This window comes from Flavobacterium sp. KY-23415 (assembly GCF_055384985.1).
Window position 1 is genome coordinate 1,293,528 of record NZ_AP044001.1, and the last position, 20,606, is coordinate 1,314,133.

At 31.1% G+C, this 20,606-nt stretch carries 21 protein-coding genes; 8 read left to right on the top strand and 13 right to left on the bottom strand.

Translation table 11 applies throughout. The annotated features are described in order from the left end of the window. Nucleotides 1–30: 30 nt before the first annotated feature. From recO to gdhA, 3 genes are all read right to left on the bottom strand, one after another. On the bottom strand, nucleotides 31–744 hold the full coding sequence (recO, locus tag ACZ49Z_RS05740; protein WP_464307229.1) for a DNA repair protein RecO: 714 nt from the start codon (nucleotides 742–744) through the stop codon (nucleotides 31–33). Continuing rightward, entirely contained in the window at nucleotides 744–3,023 is a 2,280-nt protein-coding gene (porZ, locus tag ACZ49Z_RS05745) for a type IX secretion system anionic LPS delivery protein PorZ (protein ID WP_464307230.1), read from the bottom strand. Before porZ ends, recO begins: the two co-directional genes overlap by 1 nt. A 126-nt stretch (nucleotides 3,024–3,149) precedes the next feature. Beyond that, the gene (gene gdhA / locus ACZ49Z_RS05750; protein WP_464307231.1) at nucleotides 3,150–4,493 is read right to left on the bottom strand and encodes an NADP-specific glutamate dehydrogenase; all 1,344 of its coding nucleotides are present in this window, start codon (nucleotides 4,491–4,493) and stop codon (nucleotides 3,150–3,152) included. Nucleotides 4,494–4,722: 229 nt separating this feature from the next. Between gdhA and ACZ49Z_RS05755 the strand changes: the two genes are divergently transcribed. Then, a complete protein-coding gene (locus ACZ49Z_RS05755) occupies nucleotides 4,723–5,505 on the top strand; it encodes a THC0290_0291 family protein (protein ID WP_464307232.1) in 783 nt (260 codons plus the stop codon). A gap of 66 nt (nucleotides 5,506–5,571) precedes the next feature. On the opposite strand, the gene ACZ49Z_RS05760 is transcribed toward ACZ49Z_RS05755, so the two are convergent. Together ACZ49Z_RS05760 and ACZ49Z_RS05765 are read right to left on the bottom strand one after the other, a co-directional pair. Beyond that, nucleotides 5,572–6,720, bottom strand: a complete 1,149-nt coding sequence (locus ACZ49Z_RS05760; RefSeq protein ID WP_464307233.1) for a cystathionine gamma-synthase — start codon at nucleotides 6,718–6,720, stop codon at nucleotides 5,572–5,574. A gap of 26 nt (nucleotides 6,721–6,746) precedes the next feature. Continuing rightward, the gene (locus ACZ49Z_RS05765) at nucleotides 6,747–7,202 is read right to left on the bottom strand and encodes a DinB family protein (protein WP_464307234.1); all 456 of its coding nucleotides are present in this window, start codon (nucleotides 7,200–7,202) and stop codon (nucleotides 6,747–6,749) included. A 193-nt stretch (nucleotides 7,203–7,395) separates the two neighbouring features. Between ACZ49Z_RS05765 and ACZ49Z_RS05770 the strand changes: the two genes are divergently transcribed. The 7 genes from ACZ49Z_RS05770 to ACZ49Z_RS05800 all read left to right on the top strand — a co-directional run bounded on the left by ACZ49Z_RS05770 (nucleotide 7,396) and on the right by ACZ49Z_RS05800 (nucleotide 13,119). After that, complete coding sequence (locus tag ACZ49Z_RS05770) at nucleotides 7,396–7,746, top strand: arsenate reductase family protein (RefSeq protein ID WP_464307235.1); 351 nt, start codon at nucleotides 7,396–7,398, stop codon at nucleotides 7,744–7,746. Then, on the top strand, nucleotides 7,746–8,633 hold the full coding sequence (locus ACZ49Z_RS05775; protein WP_464307236.1) for a DMT family transporter: 888 nt from the start codon (nucleotides 7,746–7,748) through the stop codon (nucleotides 8,631–8,633). The genes ACZ49Z_RS05770 and ACZ49Z_RS05775 overlap by 1 nt, the downstream gene beginning before the upstream one ends. Nucleotides 8,634–8,713: 80 nt before the next feature. After that, nucleotides 8,714–9,574, top strand: a complete 861-nt coding sequence (locus ACZ49Z_RS05780; protein ID WP_464307237.1) for a YicC/YloC family endoribonuclease — start codon at nucleotides 8,714–8,716, stop codon at nucleotides 9,572–9,574. Nucleotides 9,575–9,619: 45 nt separating this feature from the next. Beyond that, nucleotides 9,620–10,192, top strand: coding sequence for a guanylate kinase (gene gmk, locus ACZ49Z_RS05785; RefSeq protein WP_464307238.1), 573 nt, complete (start codon nucleotides 9,620–9,622; stop codon nucleotides 10,190–10,192). 88 nt (nucleotides 10,193–10,280) lie between these two features. Beyond that, entirely contained in the window at nucleotides 10,281–10,862 is a 582-nt protein-coding gene (gene nadD / locus ACZ49Z_RS05790; RefSeq protein ID WP_464307239.1) for a nicotinate (nicotinamide) nucleotide adenylyltransferase, read from the top strand. 232 nt (nucleotides 10,863–11,094) lie between these two features. Then, nucleotides 11,095–11,673, top strand: coding sequence for a hypothetical protein (locus ACZ49Z_RS05795; protein WP_464307240.1), 579 nt, complete (start codon nucleotides 11,095–11,097; stop codon nucleotides 11,671–11,673). 12 nt (nucleotides 11,674–11,685) lie between these two features. Further along, a complete protein-coding gene (locus ACZ49Z_RS05800; RefSeq protein WP_464307241.1) occupies nucleotides 11,686–13,119 on the top strand; it encodes a hypothetical protein in 1,434 nt (477 codons plus the stop codon). A gap of 86 nt (nucleotides 13,120–13,205) precedes the next feature. Here the strand turns inward: ACZ49Z_RS05800 and ACZ49Z_RS05805 are convergent, their stop codons facing one another. The 8 genes from ACZ49Z_RS05805 to ACZ49Z_RS05840 form a co-directional block, all read right to left on the bottom strand. Further along, nucleotides 13,206–14,654 (bottom strand): nicotinate phosphoribosyltransferase, encoded by a 1,449-nt coding sequence (locus tag ACZ49Z_RS05805; protein WP_464307242.1) that lies wholly within the window; start codon nucleotides 14,652–14,654, stop codon nucleotides 13,206–13,208. A 4-nt stretch (nucleotides 14,655–14,658) separates the two neighbouring features. Continuing rightward, nucleotides 14,659–16,302, bottom strand: coding sequence for a hypothetical protein (locus tag ACZ49Z_RS05810; protein WP_464307243.1), 1,644 nt, complete (start codon nucleotides 16,300–16,302; stop codon nucleotides 14,659–14,661). A gap of 36 nt (nucleotides 16,303–16,338) precedes the next feature. After that, entirely contained in the window at nucleotides 16,339–17,409 is a 1,071-nt protein-coding gene (locus ACZ49Z_RS05815; protein WP_464307244.1) for an adenylosuccinate synthetase, read from the bottom strand. Beyond that, nucleotides 17,410–18,273, bottom strand: a complete 864-nt coding sequence (locus tag ACZ49Z_RS05820) for a hypothetical protein (protein WP_464307245.1) — start codon at nucleotides 18,271–18,273, stop codon at nucleotides 17,410–17,412. A gap of 2 nt (nucleotides 18,274–18,275) precedes the next feature. Continuing rightward, nucleotides 18,276–18,611, bottom strand: coding sequence for a hypothetical protein (locus ACZ49Z_RS05825; RefSeq protein ID WP_464307246.1), 336 nt, complete (start codon nucleotides 18,609–18,611; stop codon nucleotides 18,276–18,278). A 108-nt stretch (nucleotides 18,612–18,719) separates the two neighbouring features. Continuing rightward, the gene (locus ACZ49Z_RS05830; protein ID WP_464307247.1) at nucleotides 18,720–19,448 is read right to left on the bottom strand and encodes a metallophosphoesterase family protein; all 729 of its coding nucleotides are present in this window, start codon (nucleotides 19,446–19,448) and stop codon (nucleotides 18,720–18,722) included. A gap of 1 nt (nucleotide 19,449) precedes the next feature. Further along, complete coding sequence (locus ACZ49Z_RS05835; protein WP_464307248.1) at nucleotides 19,450–20,052, bottom strand: macro domain-containing protein; 603 nt, start codon at nucleotides 20,050–20,052, stop codon at nucleotides 19,450–19,452. 2 nt (nucleotides 20,053–20,054) lie between these two features. Continuing rightward, nucleotides 20,055–20,597 carry an RNA 2'-phosphotransferase gene (locus ACZ49Z_RS05840; protein WP_464307249.1) on the bottom strand — a complete coding sequence of 181 codons (543 nt, stop codon included), beginning with the start codon at nucleotides 20,595–20,597 and terminating at the stop codon, nucleotides 20,055–20,057. Nucleotides 20,598–20,606 lie beyond the last annotated feature (9 nt).

Below are 20,606 nucleotides of genomic sequence, written 5' to 3' on the forward strand. Positions count from 1 at the left end.
TTAAGAAAGCCATATAAAACCTCGACAAATTCAAGAAAAAACTTCTTTCAAAACTTGAAGTGATTTTGGATGTCTAAAATTTTCAAAATTAAAACTATAATATTGCATTAAAATTTTAAGTAATAATTGCCTTTGAGAAACAGAAAAAATCCGTTGATTATCATCCATTTTCAAATCCATTAGCTTTCTAAATAATGTTGTTTCCTCTAATGTTAACGAAGTAATGGTTTGGGAAGAAACAAATACCCCCTCAGAAATTTCAAAAAAAGTATTTGATTCTAAATTATTTTGAGGATAGACCCCTAAGTATTTTGTAATTTGAAGCAATAAAATTAGATGAAAATTAGCAATTTCATCATGATTATCAAACCACAAAAATGCCGCTTCTAAGAAAGAAAACAATTCTTCCGAACTCCCTTCTTCTTTAAGTACATTATGTAAAACTTCTGAAAGAAAAAGCGTGATTGTTGTTTTCTCGATATTCAAATATATACTTTGATATGGATTTACTATCTTTATTTCTTTAAACCGCTCTAAGACCCCTTTATTTTTATGATATGCCTCTATTTCAATTTGATTGAGTGGTTGAAATAAGGAATTTTTCTGTTTATTATTTTTTCCAGTAAACGCATTGTTAACAAAATAACTCTTTATTCCATCAGTTTTTGTTAAACATTTTACAATCAAACTTTTTTCTTGATATTTAAGAGAGGAAATTACAATAGCTTTGGTTTTAACTAACATTATCTAACAACCATTATCTTCTTAACTGTAGAATCTAAACCATCTTGAGAAGCAATAAAAACCATATATACCCCAGAAGCAACCTTATTACCTCCAAAAACAGTAGTATCCCATTCTATTGTTCCACCTGCAGAAGCAACTTCATAAACTAAATTCCCTTCAATATCAGTAATTTTCACATTTGCTTTATCGGTCAAACCAGCAATTTTTACCGTACCATTAAACTCAGGCCTCACAGGATTAGGATACACATAGACATTAGCTAAATCATCACTTGGCTTTGTAGAAGTCCCAAGAAAAGAAACCATGCCTTTGTCTGTTGCAAAAAACACTTCACCAGTTACTTCATCTATTTCAATATCTTTAACATTATTACTTGGAAGAGGCGAATTTTCTTTTGTGAACCTATAAATTGTCTGTTGTCCGTTTGAGGACACCAGAAAAACCCCTCCTTCTTCAATAGAAACCCACTTTCTATTGGCTCCATCTACTTTAATATCAAAAATATTCTGCTGGTAAAACAGCTCTTGTGCTAAATCTCCTTCTTGAATAATAATTGAATTGGTAGATAATTCGTTTTCAGAAACAAAACGATCAACACTAGAAAGCACTCTTAGCCCTTTCTCTGTACCAATCCATAATTGATTTCTTCTATCAATTGCAATACATTTTACAATATTTGTTGGCAAATTACCTGTTTCAAAATTTATCAAAAGTAATTTATTGCTTAGCCCTTCATTGAAACCAAGCACCCCTTTATCATATGCAGCAATCCACTTTGTATTATTTTTATCCACTTCGGTTAACCCAAATCTTATGGGTATAATATTTGTAAAAACACTCGACAGATTATAGGATTGCCATTGCCCATTTGACCTCATCACTTTTATTGCTTTTTCCACAAAAGCGTTAGTCATCCAAAGGTTATTGTTTTTATCAAAAGCCAATCCATTAAGTCTTATTGAACCATCAGATCCAGAAAAAACAGGCATTGTTTCCAACCCATTAGGACCAGTATTAGATTGATTAAATAAAGAAATATTTTCTCCATTTATCTTAAGTAACCCCGCATAATAGGAAGATGCAAAAACCTCATTAGAGTTATTTGGATTAACAACGATATCACAAATCGATTTTGCTCCTAACAAGTTTGTATAAGGAATATTTTCCCAGCCATTATTGTTAGAAAACTTACTAATTGGCAATTCATCCAAAGGGTAAGGGTTATAATCGAAAGTATAATCTCCATAAACCGCCCAAAGATAATTTGGAGCTTTCTTAACTCTAAAAATATTATTCCTAACTGGGCCATCTGGTGAAATATTATCAAAAGTGGTTGGATTTAAGAGACTTGTTACAAACAATCCCTCCTTAGTTGTGCCTATAAATAATTCATCCCCAACAACATTAGCGGCTGAAAAAATAGCATTATAGCCCGTAATTGCAGTAACATGAGCTAGTTGAACAAATTGATTATTTAAAACAAAAACATTATTTTGAGTAGTTATAACCAATTTATCATCATTTACTTTTATTTTTTTTCCTTGTTGAACATGATTTAAAACTTGCTGAAAACCTCCATTATACCTATAAGTTATACTATTCGCATTCATTGCAATTATCTGCTCATCAAACGTCACTATTCCAGACCAATAACCTCCGTCAAAAGTTTGCCATTGATTAAAATCGTACAAAAACTGATTTGACAAACTCGCTTTTCTAATTCCAGAATACCTAGTAACGGCATATATTTCATTATTTAACACAGTAGTTTGTAAAACTTGTGTTTCTTGACCCGAAGTTCCAATAAAATAAGTGCTAACAAACTCTGAAGTTGCCAAGTTTAATACAGAAATTCCATAATCTGTAGCAATATAAAGTCTCCCGTTAAATTCATAAATATCATTAATTCTTTTTTTATTTTGAGCAACAGGAACCTCTTCGATGATATCAACTTTTATTTGTGTATTTCCCTCATCATCAGATATTAAAATTAACCCATTAGAATTTCCTGCAATTGTTTTTTTAAATTCCTCTGAATAATGAATCGCAGTAATCAATTCTGGTTTGAAACCGTTTACCGAATTTAGAATGACAACATCTCCGTCTATACTATTCTTACTAAAAACAGCATTCTCTGTCGCTGCAAAAACTTTATCAGAAGTAGCTTCAAGATCTACAATCTCATTATAGGAAAAATACCCTTTCCAAAGTTGGTTCCCTTGCGCTGAAAGTAACTGGTTTAAAAATAAAAATAGTATTATATATTTAGATTTCATTTTTATTATTTTATACAAATATAAGATAAACGAAGAAAAACAAGTTTAGGTATATTTTAAAAATAAAAAAAGAGACTTTCATTTCTGAAAATCTCTTCTATATAATTTAGACGTATGCTTTAAAGATTAAACAACTCCTTGCGCTAACATTGCTTCAGCAACTTTAACGAAACCTGCAATATTTGCTCCTTTTACATAGTCAATATAACCATCAGCATCTTTACCATATTTCACACAAGCTTCGTGGATGTTTGACATAATTCCTTTAAGTTTTTCATCAACTTCTTCTCTTGTCCAGCTTAAACGTAATGAATTCTGAGACATTTCCAATCCAGAAGTTGCAACACCTCCAGCATTAGAAGCTTTCCCAGGTGCAAATAATATTTTAGCATGTTGAAAAACCTCAACTGCTTCAGGTGTAGAAGGCATGTTTGCTCCTTCAGCCACACAAATACATCCGTTTGCAACAAGTGTTTTAGCCTCTTCCTCATTCAACTCATTTTGAGTAGCACAAGGCAATGCAATATCGCATTTTACTTCCCATGGACGTTTACCTGCAACATATTTAGCATTAGGATATTTATTTAAATAATCACTAATTCTACCATAGTTTACATTTTTAATCTCCATAACATAAGCTAGTTTTTCAGCATCAATTCCTGCTTCATCATAAATGTAACCAGCAGAATCAGAAAAAGTAACAACTTTTCCTCCTAATTCAATAGCTTTTTCAGCTGCATATTGAGCCACATTTCCTGAACCAGAAATGACTACAGTTTTTCCAGAAAAACTTTCTCCTCTAGTTGCAAGCATGCTTTGAGCAAAATATACATCTCCATATCCTGTTGCTTCTGGACGAATTAAAGATCCTCCAAAAGAAATTCCTTTACCAGTTAAAACTCCCGTAAACTCATTTCTCAATCTTTTATATTGACCGAACATATAGCCAACTTCTCTTCCTCCAACACCAATATCTCCAGCAGGAACATCTGTATCAGCACCAATATGCTTAGACAATTCAGTCATAAAAGCTTGGCAAAAACGCATAATTTCATTATCTGATTTTCCTTTAGGGTCAAAATCAGCTCCTCCTTTACCACCACCCATTGGTAATGTAGTTAAACTATTTTTAAATGTCTGTTCGAAAGCAAGGAATTTTAAAATACTTAAATTTACTGATGGATGAAAACGAATTCCTCCTTTATAAGGACCAATCGCAGAATTCATCTGAATACGGTAACCTCTATTAACTTGAGTATTTCCAGCATCATCTTGCCAAACAACTCTAAACATAATTACTCTTTCAGCTTCTACCATTCGCTCTAAAAGCATTTTATTTTGGTATTTTTTATTTTCTTCAATAAAAGGAATAACAGTTTCTGCTACTTCTTTAACCGCCTGCATAAACTCAGGCTCATTTGAATTTCTTTTAGCTACTGCTTCAATAAAAGATGCTACACTTTCTTTCATGATATTTTGGTTTAAATTTGCTTTAATATTCGCTTCATTTATACTAAATGAAAACGTTTTCGTTTTGCGCAACAAATATACATTTTATTAAATCACAAGATCTTTTTTTTGAGAAAAAAATACGATGGCTCGCCTGTTTTAATTTTTTTTTAACGAAAAAAATAAAAAAAATTTTCATCTGACTTAAGTTTTCATATATTTGTTCTTAACTAATGAAAATACTAAAAGTATGCCTAAAATGATAAAACCCTTTATTTTACTAACTCTTTTTGCCAGTTTTTCAGTAAATGCGCAAAGAGGATTTTCTCACGAAATAGGAGCTTTCGTTGGTGGTGTTGCCTTTCAATCTGATTTTGGTGTTAGACATGATTTCGAAACCAATAAAGGTAATACTGGTTTTGCAGTCGGTCTTGTTCATTATTTAAACTTTTCATACGGTGCAGAATGTAATTGTTACACACCTGACACCTATTTTAATGACCACTTTAAATTACGCACTGAACTATCATACAATAGCACTAAATTAGAGCATTTTGGAGAATGGGCTGACAAAAATTCCCCAAATGGAATTAAGTTAAGAGCCATGAAGGGTGAAGCTAAAGTTACAGACATTGGTATGCAATTAGAATATTACCCTTGGAGTATTCGAGAGTTTACAGCAAATGACAATGGTGCGTTTGCTCCTTTCTTAGGTTTAGGTGCGCATTTCTCATTTTTTCAAAACAACACCTATTCTGAATTAGGCCCTTTAGGCACACTTGAAACTACATATGATAGATATTTACCTGACGGATATTCTTCTGAAGGAGGGAATACTTTTTCTGTAGTTGGTAGTCTTGGTACTCGTTATAAATTAACAGAACTATCTGATTTATTTTTAGAATTAAGATGGCAATATTACTTCTCTGACTGGGTTGATGGTTTAAGAAAGAATCCAGAAATATACAAGGAGAACAAAGCAAATGACTGGAATCTTTGGTTAAATTTCGGATATATCTATTATTTGGATTAAAAAATATTTTTTTTATTTTATATAAAATGCCTTGAAATAATCAAGGCATTTTTATTTTCAACCATTTTATTGTTTCAATGCTTGGTTTAAATCCTCAATTAAATCTTCGATATCCTCAATACCTACACTCAACCTAACTAAATCAGCAGTAATTCCAAACTCATTCCTCTTCTCTTCAGGCATAGATCCATGTGACATTGATACTGGGTGACTTGCTAAAGATTCTACTCCGCCAAGAGACTCTGCTAATGTGAAAATTTTTAACTTCTCTAAAAAAGCAATCGCATCTTCTGATTTCCCAGATTTAAAAGTAAAAGCCACCATTCCGCCAAAACCACCTATCATCTGTTTTTTTGCAATTTCATGATTCGGGTGTGATTTTAATCCAGGATAATAAACCCTATCAATTAAAGAATGACTTTCTAAAAAATTCGCAACGGCCATTCCATTTTCTGAATGACGTTGTACTCGTAAATGCAGTGTTTTAATACCTCTCAAGACTAAATAACTATCCATTGGGCCCAATATCCCTCCAGTTGCAAATTGAGCAAAGTGTAGTTTTTCTCCAAGTCCTTTATCTTTCACCACTAAAGCACCAGCCATAACATCTGAATGACCACCTAAATATTTTGTTGCGGAGTGCATAACAATATCTGCACCTAGATCTAAGGGTTTTTGCAAGTAGGGTGTTGCAAAAGTATTATCTACAGCTAAAAGTAATTTGTGTTTTTTAGCAATCTTAGCAACTTGTTCAATATCTGCTAATTTCATCATTGGGTTTGTTGGTGTTTCTACCCAAACCAACTTTGTTTTATCAGTAATTAAAGATTCAAGCTTTTGTATGTTGCTCATCTCTACATAATGAAATTTAATCCCAAAATCTTCATAAACTCTAGTAAACATTCTGTATGTTCCTCCATACAAATCTTCTGTAGCTATAACTTCATCACCAGATTTTAAAACCTTCATAATAGCATCTATTGCCGCCAAACCAGAAGCAAAAGCCAACCCTCTAGTTCCATTTTCTATGCTTGCTAAAGCCTCCTCCAAAGCTGTTCTTGTTGGATTAGCTCCTCTGCTATATTCATAATCGCCAATTGGTTTTCCGGGTGACATTTGTGCAAAAGTTGATGTTTGAAAAACTGGAGGCATAACTGAACCTGTAAGCTTTTCATGATGTTGTCCACCATGAATTGTCTTTGTGTTAAACTTCATTTTTATCTTTTTATTCTACATTCTATTTATAGAAACTTCTTAATCTGAAACATGATACCAAGATGAATTCCTTCATGATAGTTATTAAACTCAAACGCATTTTGAAGGTTAGCAATATAAAAACCCGTTTTTGTTTGATAAGGATTGAACGTTTTAAAAACACCTTGGTTGTAATCTTCTTCTGTCTTTTCTATTGTTGATACTAATATCGTTTTTATTGCTTCTAGTTCTTCAAAAGAAACTTCATTTACTGGCTTTGTTCCATTTTGATATTTATCGACCCAATGTTCTGCTATTTGTAGTGGTAATCCAGACAAAGCATAAACCAATTTTTGTTGAGAGACAACAACATGAGCTATATTCCAAATTAAATTATTACTAAATCCTTCTGGTATTTTGTTTAATTGTTCTAAAGAATGTTTATCTAATAGATCTAGATAGATTTTTCTACTTGTTTTCCAAATTTCAAAAGTTGTCTTCATAAAAAACTGTTTTTACGAAGGTAATAAAATGAAATATTAAAAAAATCCTAAAAGTTGGCTTTTTTACCCAAATGAAAGAGACTTCCTTTTCTTTTTCATTCAAAAAAGAAAAAGGCATAATGAACAGCAAGAAAATGGAAAACAAATAAAACAAATGGTTTCGGTTCAAATTTGTATTTTTGTAAAAAAAAGAATGAATACTATTTACTATTTGGCTTCTTGTGATACTTGTAGAAAAATCATAAAATCTTTACCAGAAAACAATGGACTTGCTTTTCATGACATTAAACAAGACCCTTTAACAGATGCTATTTTGGAAAGAATGTATTCGCTTTCGGGTAGTTATGAAGCGTTATTTAGCAAAAGAGCACAATTATACAAACAACGCGATTTGAAAAACCAAAAACTGACTGAAGAAGACTTCAAATCCTTAATATTGGAACATTATACTTTCTTAAGTCGCCCTGTTTTTATAATTAATGGTAAGATTTATATTGGCAATAATCAAAAAGTCATTAACGAAGTAATATCTGCCTTAAGCTAATGTCAAAAAGAAGACTAGCCGTCATTGGGGCAACCTTTGTTGCCATGATTTATGGTTCGACTTTTACTGTCGCCAAAGACGTTATGCCCAACTATGTGCAGCCTTTTGGATTTATTCTCATTAGAAGTATTGGTGCGACCTTGCTTTTTTGGTTTTTAACATTTTTTGGACCAAAAGAAAAGATTGACAAAAAGGACTTTCCAAGAATTATAGCTGCCGCTTTTTTTGGAGTAGCTTTCAATCAATTAACTTTTTTTAAAGGACTCAGCTACACGTCACCAATTAGCGCATCTGTAATAATGGTTACTGCTCCAATTATCGTCTTAATATTATCTGCAATTCTCATTAAAGAACGGATTGAATTAAAAAAAGGAATTGGAATTATTATCGGTTTAACCGGGACATCGATTTTAATACTTTATGGAAAATCTATTGAAAGTGGTTCAAATGCAAACTGGGGCAACTTTTTAGTATTTACAAATGCTTTTTCCTATGCAATTTACTTAATTATAGTAAAGAAATTAATTTCTAAATATCATGCTTTTACTTTTATAAAGTGGGTTTATTCTTTCGGGTTACTCTTTGTGATACCATTTGGTTATTCTGAATTTAATGCAATAGAATGGCAGGAACTACCCACTAATATATATTACAAAATTGGTTTTGTAGTTTTTTTTACAACATTTTTAGCCTACCTGATAAACTTAATGGCAATGAAACAATTAAAACCAACTACATTATCTGTTTTTATCTATTTACAACCACTTTTTGCTGCAAGTTTTGCTATTAGCTTAGGAAAGGATGAATTGAATTTAATTAAAATAATTTCAGCAATTTTAATCTTTATAGGTGTTTATCTTGTTACACAAAAAAAGAGTATTCCATAGGACAATGATTTTTGTTCTGAATTACCAAATTATTATTAATAGACACTTTTTCTTATCTTTGAAATCTTTTAAAGTAAATTATGATACTATCCATGACTGGCTTTGGTAAGGCTACGAAACAATTACCAAACAAAAAGATTAATGTTGAAATAAAATCATTAAATAGTAAAGGACTCGATTTAAACATGAGAATGCCTTCTATTTATAGAGAAATGGAATTAGGTCTTCGCAATGAAATTTCTCAAAAACTAGAGCGTGGTAAGGTTGATTTTTCTTTATTTATTGAAATTACTGGAGAAGAAACTTCATCTAAAATTAATGCACCTATCATAAAGGGATATATTAATCAGATGAAAGAGATACTTCCTGACGCAGATAATACTGAATTAATGAAAATGGCTGTTAGAATGCCTGATGCACTTAAAACAGAACGCGATGAAATTGATGAAAATGAATGGAAGGAAATTTCACAAGTAGTAAATGAAGCTTTAGAAAATATATTGACTTTTAGAAAAGACGAGGGTAAATCACTTGAAAAAGAATTTCAATTGCGTATTGCCAATATTCGTTTGTTTATGGAACAAGCCTTGTTGCTAGACCCAGAACGCGTTAAAAATATTAAAGAACGCTTACAAACGGCAATTGAAGAATTAAAAGTTACGGTTGACGAAAATCGATTTGAACAAGAATTAATTTATTATCTTGAAAAATTAGACATTACAGAAGAAAAAGTACGTTTAACAAATCATCTTGATTATTTCTTAGAAACCTTAAATGGTACAGAAGCGAATGGTAGAAAACTTGGCTTTATTACTCAAGAAATGGGAAGAGAAATTAATACAATGGGATCCAAATCGAATCATGCTGAAATGCAGAAACTTGTAGTAATGATGAAAGACGAGTTGGAAAAGATTAAAGAACAAGTTTTGAATGTTCTTTAAAGAAAATAGAGCAAAGAAAAAAAATAAAGACTACACAACACCACAATGACTAAAGGAAAATTATTTGTATTCTCAGCTCCGTCTGGTTCTGGAAAAACAACAATAGTACGACACTTATTAGGAAAAGAAGAGCTAAATTTAGAATTCTCTATATCATGTGCTACTCGTGAACCTAGAGGACAAGAAATAAATGGAACCGATTACTATTTTATTTCATGGGAACAGTTTAAACAACATATCAAGGACGAAGATTTCATTGAATGGGAAGAAGTATATACAGATAATTTCTATGGAACTTTAAAAAGTGAAGTAGAACGCATTTGGTCATTAGGTAAACATGTAATTTTCGACATAGACGTTGCTGGTGGTTTACGTATCAAACGCAAATTTCCAGAGCAAACATTAGCAGTCTTTGTAAAACCACCTAGTATAGATGAATTAAAGCGTAGATTGAAACTGCGCTCAACTGAAAGTGAAGACAAAATAAATATGCGTATTGCTAAAGCTTCAGTTGAATTAGCAACTGCACCTCAATTTGACACCATCATCAAAAATTACGATTTAGATACAGCAAAAGAAGAGGCATATCAGTTGGTGAAGAATTTTTTGCAAAAATAATATTACACAAAGCCTCGTAAAGATGCACAGAGATACACAAAGACTTTGTGAAACTTAGCGAAAACTCTGTGAAACTCTGTGAAACAATATGAAAATCGGATTATATTTTGGAACATTTAACCCTATTCACATCGGTCATTTAATCATTGCCAATCATATGGCGGAGCATTCCGATTTAGATCAAATTTGGATGGTAGTGACACCTCACAATCCTCATAAGAAGAAAAATTCTTTGTTGGATGATTATCATCGTTTGCATATGGTTCATTTGGCTTCGGAAGAATATTCTAAAATCCAACCATCTGACATTGAGTTCAAACTACCGCAACCTAATTATACGGTGCATACGTTAGCTCATTTACAAGAAAAATATCCGAAATATGAATTTTCATTAATCATGGGTGAAGACAACTTAAACTCGTTACACAAGTGGAAAAACTATGAGGTAATTCTACAAAATCATGACATTTATGTATATCCTAGATTAAATGCGGGTGACATGGATGACCAATTTGCCAATCACCCTAAAATCCACAGAATTGGAGCTCCAGTGATTGAATTGTCATCTACTTTTATTCGAAATAGCATTAAAAACAACAAAAATGTAGTACCGATGTTACCTAGCAAAGTTTGGAAATATGTGGAGCATAATTTGTTTTATAAGAAGTAAGCGAGAAGTATTAAGATTAGTGTATTAAGTAGCAAGATTTTTATGAAAAAAATAATTTTAGAAAACAATAAACTTCTTTTGAAAACCAAAAGAAGTAGCAACTGCAATTACTGCTAAAGAGCTAAAAAAACGTACTACTTCAACTTTAAAACAACAAAAAACTTAAGACTTTAATAATTATAAAAAACTTTAATTTAGCTATATTTGGCTTTTAAATTTACACCTATATTCTATGAATAAATTACTTATTTTTACTTTCGCTTTATTATTCTTTTCATGTAGCAAAGATGACAACGAAAACCCAAATCAATCCTCTACAAGTTTAGAGGTCAATGGTCAATCATATTACATTTCTAAAGCAACTGCCGTTGATAATCACAGATTTTCAAGTAACTCTCATGCTGAATTTGATTTTTTAATGACGAATGGAAATTTAACCATTTTAGCAGAACCTATGTCCTATTTTGGATTTGAAGCTACAAATGCATCAATTTTATTAAATGTTCGAATGTTTTCAAACAATACAGAATTTTCAAATGGAGTATATACCTATATCCAAAATGGGAATTTTTCAAATCCTCTGCCAGGATCTAACTTTTTTAATGAATTAGGTATTCATATAGACGGAAATAACAACAATGAACTTTATGACGCACAAGACAGGTACTTAACAGCCACTTCTGGCACAATTTCAGTATCAGGAACAAGTCCAAATTATACATTGGAAATAGATGTAACATTATCTAACAATGAAAATTTTAGATATACTTACAATGGTGGATTTGATTATTATAACAACAGAGGGAATTAATTTTTAATAAAAATGAAGAATATATTTGTAATAGTATTTTTAGTTTTCTCAATTTTTGGTAGATCACAGCAAGTTATTGTAGAAGAAAAATTTGAAAAAGACAATGTTCCTTTAGGTTATGAATTTTTACCAATTAAAAATCAAATAGCTATTAAAAAGGGTAAACATATTGGAATATCTCAAAATAGAGAGGTTAATAAGATTATGACTTTTGATTCTAAAGGTAAAGATAGCATTTGGTTTGAAAATAAAAATGTAATGAATCCTTTTTTTAATTATAGTGGAAATGTTTTGATTGCCGAAGATTACTCAAAACTAAGGCTTTCAGGTGACAACATCAATTTATTTGGAAAATTTGGAGTAAAAGTATTGGATGCAAAAAAATATTCACCTCAATATTATTTTGACAACCAAATGTTAATGTATAAAAAAGATAAAGACAAGTTCAATGTCATTTATCCTTATGAAGGTAACAAGACTTCAAAAGTTGAACTTAGTTTTAATGGATTTGAAAGGCTAGTAGGAGAAAATTTTTATAAGTCACAAAGAACTCCTGGAATTAGAACATTTATAAATAAAAACGGAAATATTGAAGTGATTTCTAAATCAATCTCAAAAGATTGTAAAGAATCAATAATATACAGAACAGAATATAATCCATCTGGTGAAAAAATAGGTGAGATACAATATAATTTATTACTAAAAGATTACAGTTTTATTCTATCAGTTACTGGTGGTGGTAGAATGGTTTTAAAATCGGTTGGAGGATTTAGTAACACTTTTACTAATCATGCTGGATTTAGTTATACAGTTAGCTCAGGACCAAGAACTTATTCAGATTTTGCAGATGATGGATCGATTAACAACTTATTTTTTGATTCCTCAGGAAATGTATATGTTTATGGAATGTTAGGCAATAAAGAAAAAGAAAATTTACTTTACAACAGAATAGTTGGCTATTATATTTATAAGTTTGACAAAGCAGGAAATTTATTATGGGAGAAGAAATTTCAAACTGATAAATTAGAAAAAATTCGTATAGCTTATTTAAACAACACTTACGTTAGAATGTTTAATATGAATGGGCAGTTACAGTTTTTATTCGCATCAACTCAGCCAGAAGAAATTTTAATGTTATCCGACATAAACGATAAAAACGGTGACTTTGTTAAAACTGATTTTTATTCGTTTAAGACAAATAATTCAAATGATATTCGAGACTTTATTTATGCTAATATTACTGATAAAGATCTTTTAAAAAATAAGATTATGGATTATGAGGCGTTAATGTTATATTATAAAAACAAAGATTTCAAATTATATATTGACTCTATTGATACAAAAAATAAAATCTATTTTAATACAATGGTAAGCAATGATGGAATTTGGCTAGTAGAATCTAATAACAAAGACTATTATAAAGTCTTAAATTTTAAGTCTAAATAAATTATCATTTTTAATAAAAAGAAATCCCACTAAGTATTAAAACCTAGTGGGATTTTTCCTTTCGTAAAAATAACAATTTTATAAAACTACCTCACTCTCTTACGAATATCCTCCAAAGCGTGATCCACCAACAATTTTCCATCTCGGAATACCTCTTGCATTTCTCCTTGTTGTTCCTCTTCCCAAGAAACCTCATCTTTTAAATTGTATTTTCCGTCAATAAGTTCAATTTTCATTAAGCCTTTTGCCGATTTTTTAGTACCATCATCAGTAACTGGATCTTTAAAAATAGCCCTTCCTTCTCCGTTTACTTCTCCATAAGTCGCTTTCATGGCAAAACCAAAAGTATCTCGTGTGTTGTATTGATAGGTAAACGAACCAATTCCTAGAACAACATTGGTAGACGCAAATCCTTTTTTCTTTAACTCTTCACAAATTTGAGTCGCTCTATCAATCGTAATACTATCGCCATAAATTGCTCCAATTTGAGGAATCAACTCTTTATAGCCTTTCGCATTAATCGTTCCTCCAAAAGTATCCCAAAGCAGCTCCACAACCCCTTTTCTTTCTTGTTCGGTTTTTCCATTCGGGTTACCGCATAAAATATAAATTGGATCACCACTATCTGGTCGAATTACTACTTTACCTTCTCTCGCTATAATTTCTTCTTTTAATCGTGGTAAATAATCCGTTAGTACTTTCCATAAATCCCAAGTATCGGAAACGATAGACACAATACCTTTTGGATACACCTCACAAATTAATCGTTTGAATGTGTCGTATTCTCCTTCAGTTGTTCCCATACACATTACCGAATGCTCTGTAGCTGCAACTGAACCACCAATTAACATGGCATCGGAATTGGCATTGTAATAGGTTTCCAGAAAATCAATGGCTGGAATGGTATCTGTTCCTGTAAAACTCAATAAATGTCCGGCTGCAGAAAGAACCGCTGCTTCAATACCAGCCATACCACGCATAGAGAAATCGTGTGCTTGCCAATCGACAAACTCTGGAATGGAAGCTGTGTCTTGCGCATATTGGTCTAAAATCTTACGATATTGTTTTGCAATAGTAGCCGAATTACAGGGCAACCAAACCACTGCTGAAAGTAACGTTTCAAAATAATTGGTCAACCAAAAGAATTCCGATTGGGTATTATACATGGTAAACATAGGTGTACGAATGGGCACACTCACTCCTTCAGGTAAAGCTTTGAATACCATTGGAATATATCCTAAATCATGTAAAGCAGCGATGTGTTGTGTACCTACTTGATTTTCGCCCAAATAGTTATTGATACGACGTGCATATTTTTGCACCACTTCTTCTTTAGGTTTTGCAAAAAAATGATTTTGAAAATCTTCTAAAATGTATTTTTTTATAAAATATTGTAATCCAAAGAATACCACTTCATTAACGCCTTCAATTCTTGATTTTCTAGGTGTCCAATTGGAATATACTAAACTTGTTCCATTTGGGTATTGTCTTCGGTGATCTACTTTATAACCGTCGGTTAATAATAATGGGTTCATATAATTATGCTTTATTGTAATTAGTAAATTGATTTAACATTTCTTCTGATAAATTTATTCTTTTTCGCCTTGAAAATGGAGCAATGCATTTTAATAGTTTAGATAGGTTTTCGTCTTGACTGTTTGAAGGAATAAATTTTTTGTTCATTTCAGAAATATGTAAATCAAGCCATTCTTGAAAATTTGTATCATTTTTTAATAAATAATTTTTTGAAGAAATTAATGTATCAATATCTATAATAACTAAATCCTTAATTCTTGCTGAATCATAATTAATTCCTAATTTATCTCTTATTTGCTTTTTGTAGTATTCATTTAAAATAAAATTTAATCCGTGAATATCAAAAATTCGTTCGCATAAAACCAAAATTGGATATATTTTATTTGAATTTCCGCAATTTAGTTTGTTATCAAATTTAAATTCATTATTTATGATCTTTTCAATGTGTAACGTTAGTTGTTGAATACCTTTGGGAGTAATAATTTTTTCTTCTATCGCCTTAATTAATTTCTCTAAATTTCTAGATTCTTTTACTTTTCCAGCAATCATGACATCTTTACACTCAAATATAAATATATCATTACTTTTTTTATTTCTTACATAGTAATCAGGTTCAAATTTTTCTTCTTTTTCATTTCTTTCTAAAACGATATAATTTCCATTTTTAAAAATATCATCACAAACAGAATGAAATAAATGTTTTTCTGAAAACTCAAGATTGTAAAATGAAAAGAAATCTCCATACTCCTTAATAAGGTTCACGTCATCATTGAATGCTTTTAGAATGTTGAACTTTATTCCTTTATAAAATCGATCTACAACAAAAAGATAGTCAAAATATGTATAATGTTTATCCGAGAGTTTAACAATTGGGTTTTCTTTTAATTTTTTAAAATCTTCGTCGATTTCAACATTATCAGAAATTAATGAATTGAAAAACAAAACATCCTTTTCTTTTAGTACTTTAAATTCATTACTATTCTCTATTTTAGTCGCAATAAATATTGTGTATAGTAATTGGTGTATATTTTGTATTAGTTCAGACTCATCATTAAAACTAAATTGCGTTATTAAATTTCTCTTCAATCCATTTAATCCTTTCACTTTAAGAAAAATGAATAATTTCTCCAACTTATATACTGTGGAATAGATATATTTTATCAAGTCTTCATTATTTCTATCAGCTTCAGTGTCTGCTGAAATAAATTTATTTAAAAGTATACTATATGAAAAATTCTCTTCAGGACTTATCTCTCTAAGGTTCATTATATATTGAAGTCCAAAATTTTCTTTTTCTTCTAAATCCTCATTGATTGATAGAAAAGCTTTAAAAATATTTTCTTCAAATTCACTTATGTCAATATTCTGATTTATTAAATTCTGATTTTGAGAAAGAATAATCTCAATTATTTTTAAATATCCAATGTCACTTATAAAATCTATCTCTTCATATTTTAGTTTAGAGATTCTTTGATTAACATTATCCTGTATATCATTATCTGAAAAAAAATTATCTAACCTTAATGTATTATTGTGTTTAAAGGGAATTATTCTTTTAATTTCGTCAAACGGAATATTTTTTAAATATTCTGTTGTGTCTTTTCTCGAATCATCGTAAACATCGGAATATTTTAATAAATATGTCATTTTTCAACTTTTTTAGGATAAATATTTGCCATTTCCTTATTTTATTTGTTTAAAAAAATTTGATTCTGGTCCATAAGAACCATAAATCGCATCAAATGTAGTACTTAATTTATCAATATTAAGTTTGTGCTTATATTGATCCAAACAAGTAATTACTAAACTCTTTTGGGTTGGTTTTGAATATATTTGATCTATTTGTAAAGCGTGAAGTAACAATTCTTCATCTACTTTTCCCAATCGCAATTCTTTTTGATACTCGTTAAACACACACGTTTCTTCCTCATTATTTATTAGTTCAAGCGTTTCTTCATTTGGCATCCATCCATTTCCATGTCTAGTAAGATAACATCTTGTCACATAGAATATTTCTATATCTTGAATATCTAATTGTTTACAAATCTCCATTGCGTTCTTGGAAGTTGTGTTCGCATAGGTTACATTAGGAAACACACCATGATTCATATCTAATAAAACGCCCTGACTTCCTTCAAAAATAAGAGTTTTATAGTTTTCTAAGAAATCATAATTAGAAATTTTCCAATCTACTTTTTCAATACATTCTAAGAAATAGGCAACTTCATTTTGCAATTCATTATCATTGGAAAACCCATAATAAGAAGCAATATTTTTTAATTTTTGGATAAGGAAATTTTGCGGTCCAATTAAGTCTATAGCAAATAACTTGTATGCGCCTTCATTGCGTTTCATCGTTGCACCAATTCCTTTCCCACAAGAACCGTGTGTTAGATTCTTTGTGTTATTTCGGTTTTGCCAAACATCAAAAGGTGTAGTTATTTTGGCTAACGGATGAATGTGCAAGTTGGTGTTTCCTCCTTTTTCTTTTAATTCTAAAAATTCATTGTACAAAAGAGACGGATGAATCGTGCAATGTTCGCTAAAATACGATGGCAAACCGCGCAATGCACCACTAGCAAAACTAGAATGAATATGCTTTTTCCCATTAAGCATTACCGTGTGTGCTGCTTGTTGTCCACCAGAAAAACGAACCACTATAGCTTCAGGATTTTGGCTACAAAGGAAATCGGTTGTAATGCCTTTACCTTCATCTCCAAATCCTAAACCTATCACAATTTTGGCCTTTTTCATTTATAACATATCAATGTGATCGAATCCTGTTGTTCCAGAAACACCTGAATCTCCAGTAAATCGAGCTTTATGTCTTTCACACACAATGTTTTTAATTACATCTGGAATCGTTTTATAATCTTCAACTGAAATGCAATTTTCTCCTAATACTTCTTTCCATCCAATTTCTGCTGTTTGAGCTCTTCCAGAATGTAAAACACTAATATGATACACTTCGTATCTTTTTTTAGCTTCTGCTAATAATTCTAAATCACTATACGTTTGTTCTCCATTACCCATGATTTCTTTAATAGCTGAAGCAGGTAATGTTTTTAAATTGGGTTCGTCTCCAATCGTAAATAACAAGCCTTTTTGACCTCTTTTTTCAAAAGCATCTGTTCGTGTATGGAAAGCTGCAAAATACCAAGCCAACAGATAACTCTCTCCAGCATTGCCTCCACCACCAGATTCGATATAAGTTCTGGTTAACCACATGTCTAATTCTTCATCACCCGATTCGAATTGGCCAACCTGTAAAGGAAAACTATCGCATTCATGGTCTCCAATACCCAGAAAAAGAAGTGCAGGATCTGGAACACCACCATCGATAATACCACCCATTAATTTGGGCAACCCTTCTTTTACTAATTCATGTGGAATATGCCCCATACTTCCAGTAACGTCTAATCCTAAAATGATAGGGTATGAATTAGGGTTTGCTTCAGAATCTCTTGCTTCTCTAAAGGTTACTCCATTAGGATTCATTGCTTCATGAGCTCTTCCTAACTGGTTTTGTTTAAAGATTTCGTTAGCAGCTTTTGAAGCATATCCTTCTGCTGCAGCTTTACTAAAACGTGCGCTAAAATTATATTTTGTTCCTCCCATAATTAGAATGTTTTACCAAATAAATATTCATATCTTGTTTTTGCTATTTCGAATTGAATTTTTAGATTTCTGATGTTTAAGGACAATTCGATATCCTTTTGTACAAAAGTATCTGGATTGAAATCGGCAAAAGTTAAACTATTTTTGTCTAACGGACTGATATCGATACTGCTTTCTTGTTCTCTTTCCAAACGTTTTATTTTCAATTCGATATCTTCAATACGTCTTCTGTAGATTAATTCTGAATCTTCAGCAATCGCATTTGCTCTGTCTTCTCTTATTTGATCGTTGTTTCTTCGTAAAGCATCAACAAATCTTGGTTTTAAATTATCGCTCATATTTTTAGTTTTTATAGTTTTTGTTCTTACTTTTCTAAAAGTATCCTTTTTTTCAAAGGTACAGTCATATTACCTGCTTTATATCGTTATAAATAATGATTTTCTTTTCTAATTTCTTCCTTTTTCATTTGGATATAATGATTGTACTGAATCACTTTGCCAAAATTCTTTCGTTTCTATATCTAAACACGATATTTTACCTGTAAAAGCTGCACCTGTATCGATATTCCAAACATTTGCTTTATTCATAGGTGTTGTAATTCCGTAATTTAATGTAGGAGTATGACCAATATAAATTTCGCTAAACAATTTTAATCGTTTTGGATAAAAAACACTGTCTTTTTCGATTCTTTCATCTAGTGCCAAAGCCATTTCCCACAAGGTTCTGTCCCAAGAATAATTAGTGGAATACGTTTCCTTACTAGGTCCATACATGGAAGAAAAACCAGCATGAATAAATAATCTATTTTGCTCATCCACATGATAATCTTTCATTCTTTCGAAGAAATTCAAATGTTTTATCTTCTCGATATTTCTATTATCATAACTTTCTACTGTTGCTGTTCCTCCATTAAAAAGCCACTCGTTCAAGGATTCATTAGTTTTTAGATAATGTTCGCACCAAGCGTCATGATTTCCTCTAATAAAAATGCAGTTATGCTTTTCTGTGATTTCTATTAAAAATTGTATGACCTCAGCAGATTCACTCCAACCATCGACATAATCTCCAAGGAAAATTAATTTATCATTAATAGTAATTTCAGCTCTTTCAAACAATTGTTGTAAAGCTCTTAAACCACCGTGGATATCTCCGAAAACGAGCGTTCTTTTTTTCATTTTAATAATCCCAAATTAATCCATTTTCATTTAATCTGTATTGAAACTTTTGCACGTCTCCAAATGTCTGATAGTCTTTGTAATTCCCATTGATTATTTCATCGTAAGCTAAAAACATTTGATTGGATGCGATGTGAAATGGCATTCTTCCACAACCTGTACACAAGCCAGGGATAGCAACTGTTTTAATAGCTTCATTGTTTTTACAAGCTATTAGAATGGCTTTCATTGCTAAATAAGCATTTACAGAAGTGGCAATATTAAAGCTCATAGGCACTCGCATTGTGGGTGCAGAAATTAAATATGGAATGGTGTCATTTCCTGTTTCAAGTGTAATGGATTTACCAATTAGTAATTCTTTTTCATCTAATTGAGCAATTTGAGCTTGTAGATTCTCTTGTAAATGCCAACCTAATTTCTCAGAAATATGTAAATCCAATCCACCATCCATAAAACCAAAAGAATTGGCCGGACTAACAATTGCATCGCAAGAAACTTCTAAAATATCTTGCCCAATGATTTCTACATTTGGACAATCTTTAAAATCTTCTTTCCAAGCGTTGCCTAATGCTTCCTCTCTGTAAACTAATTTAACTTGTAACATGTTTAAAATTCTATATATTCTGCTGGTACATGATCGGCTAACCAAACTCCGTTTTCTGATACGTAAAATTTGAATCCTTCTCGATGCATTTTAGGTGCATTGATACTCAAAACAATGGGTTTTCCTCTTCTACTACCAACTTTTATAGCTGTTTCTCTATCTTGACTCAAATGTACGTGTTGTCGGCTCATTTTTAGCAAGCCTTCTTTTCGAATGGCTTGTATGAATTTATCCACTGTTCCGTGGTATAGAAAATGAATGGGTTCGATTTCTTTTAATTCTAATTCGACCGAAATGGAATGCCCTTGACTCGCTCTTATTTTGGTTTTATCTTCATTGAAAGCGAATCTTTTTTTATCATTATTTTCTACTACGTAATCCAATAGCGCATGATCTAATTTCTTGTGGAATTTATTACATTGAATAATAAGTTCCTCTACATTTGCCCATCCGTTTTCATCTAGGGTTAAGGCTATTTTTTCTGGTGCATGCCTTAGTACTAAACTAAGGAATTTACTAGTGCTTTTTATTATATTTTCGTTCATATAAATTTA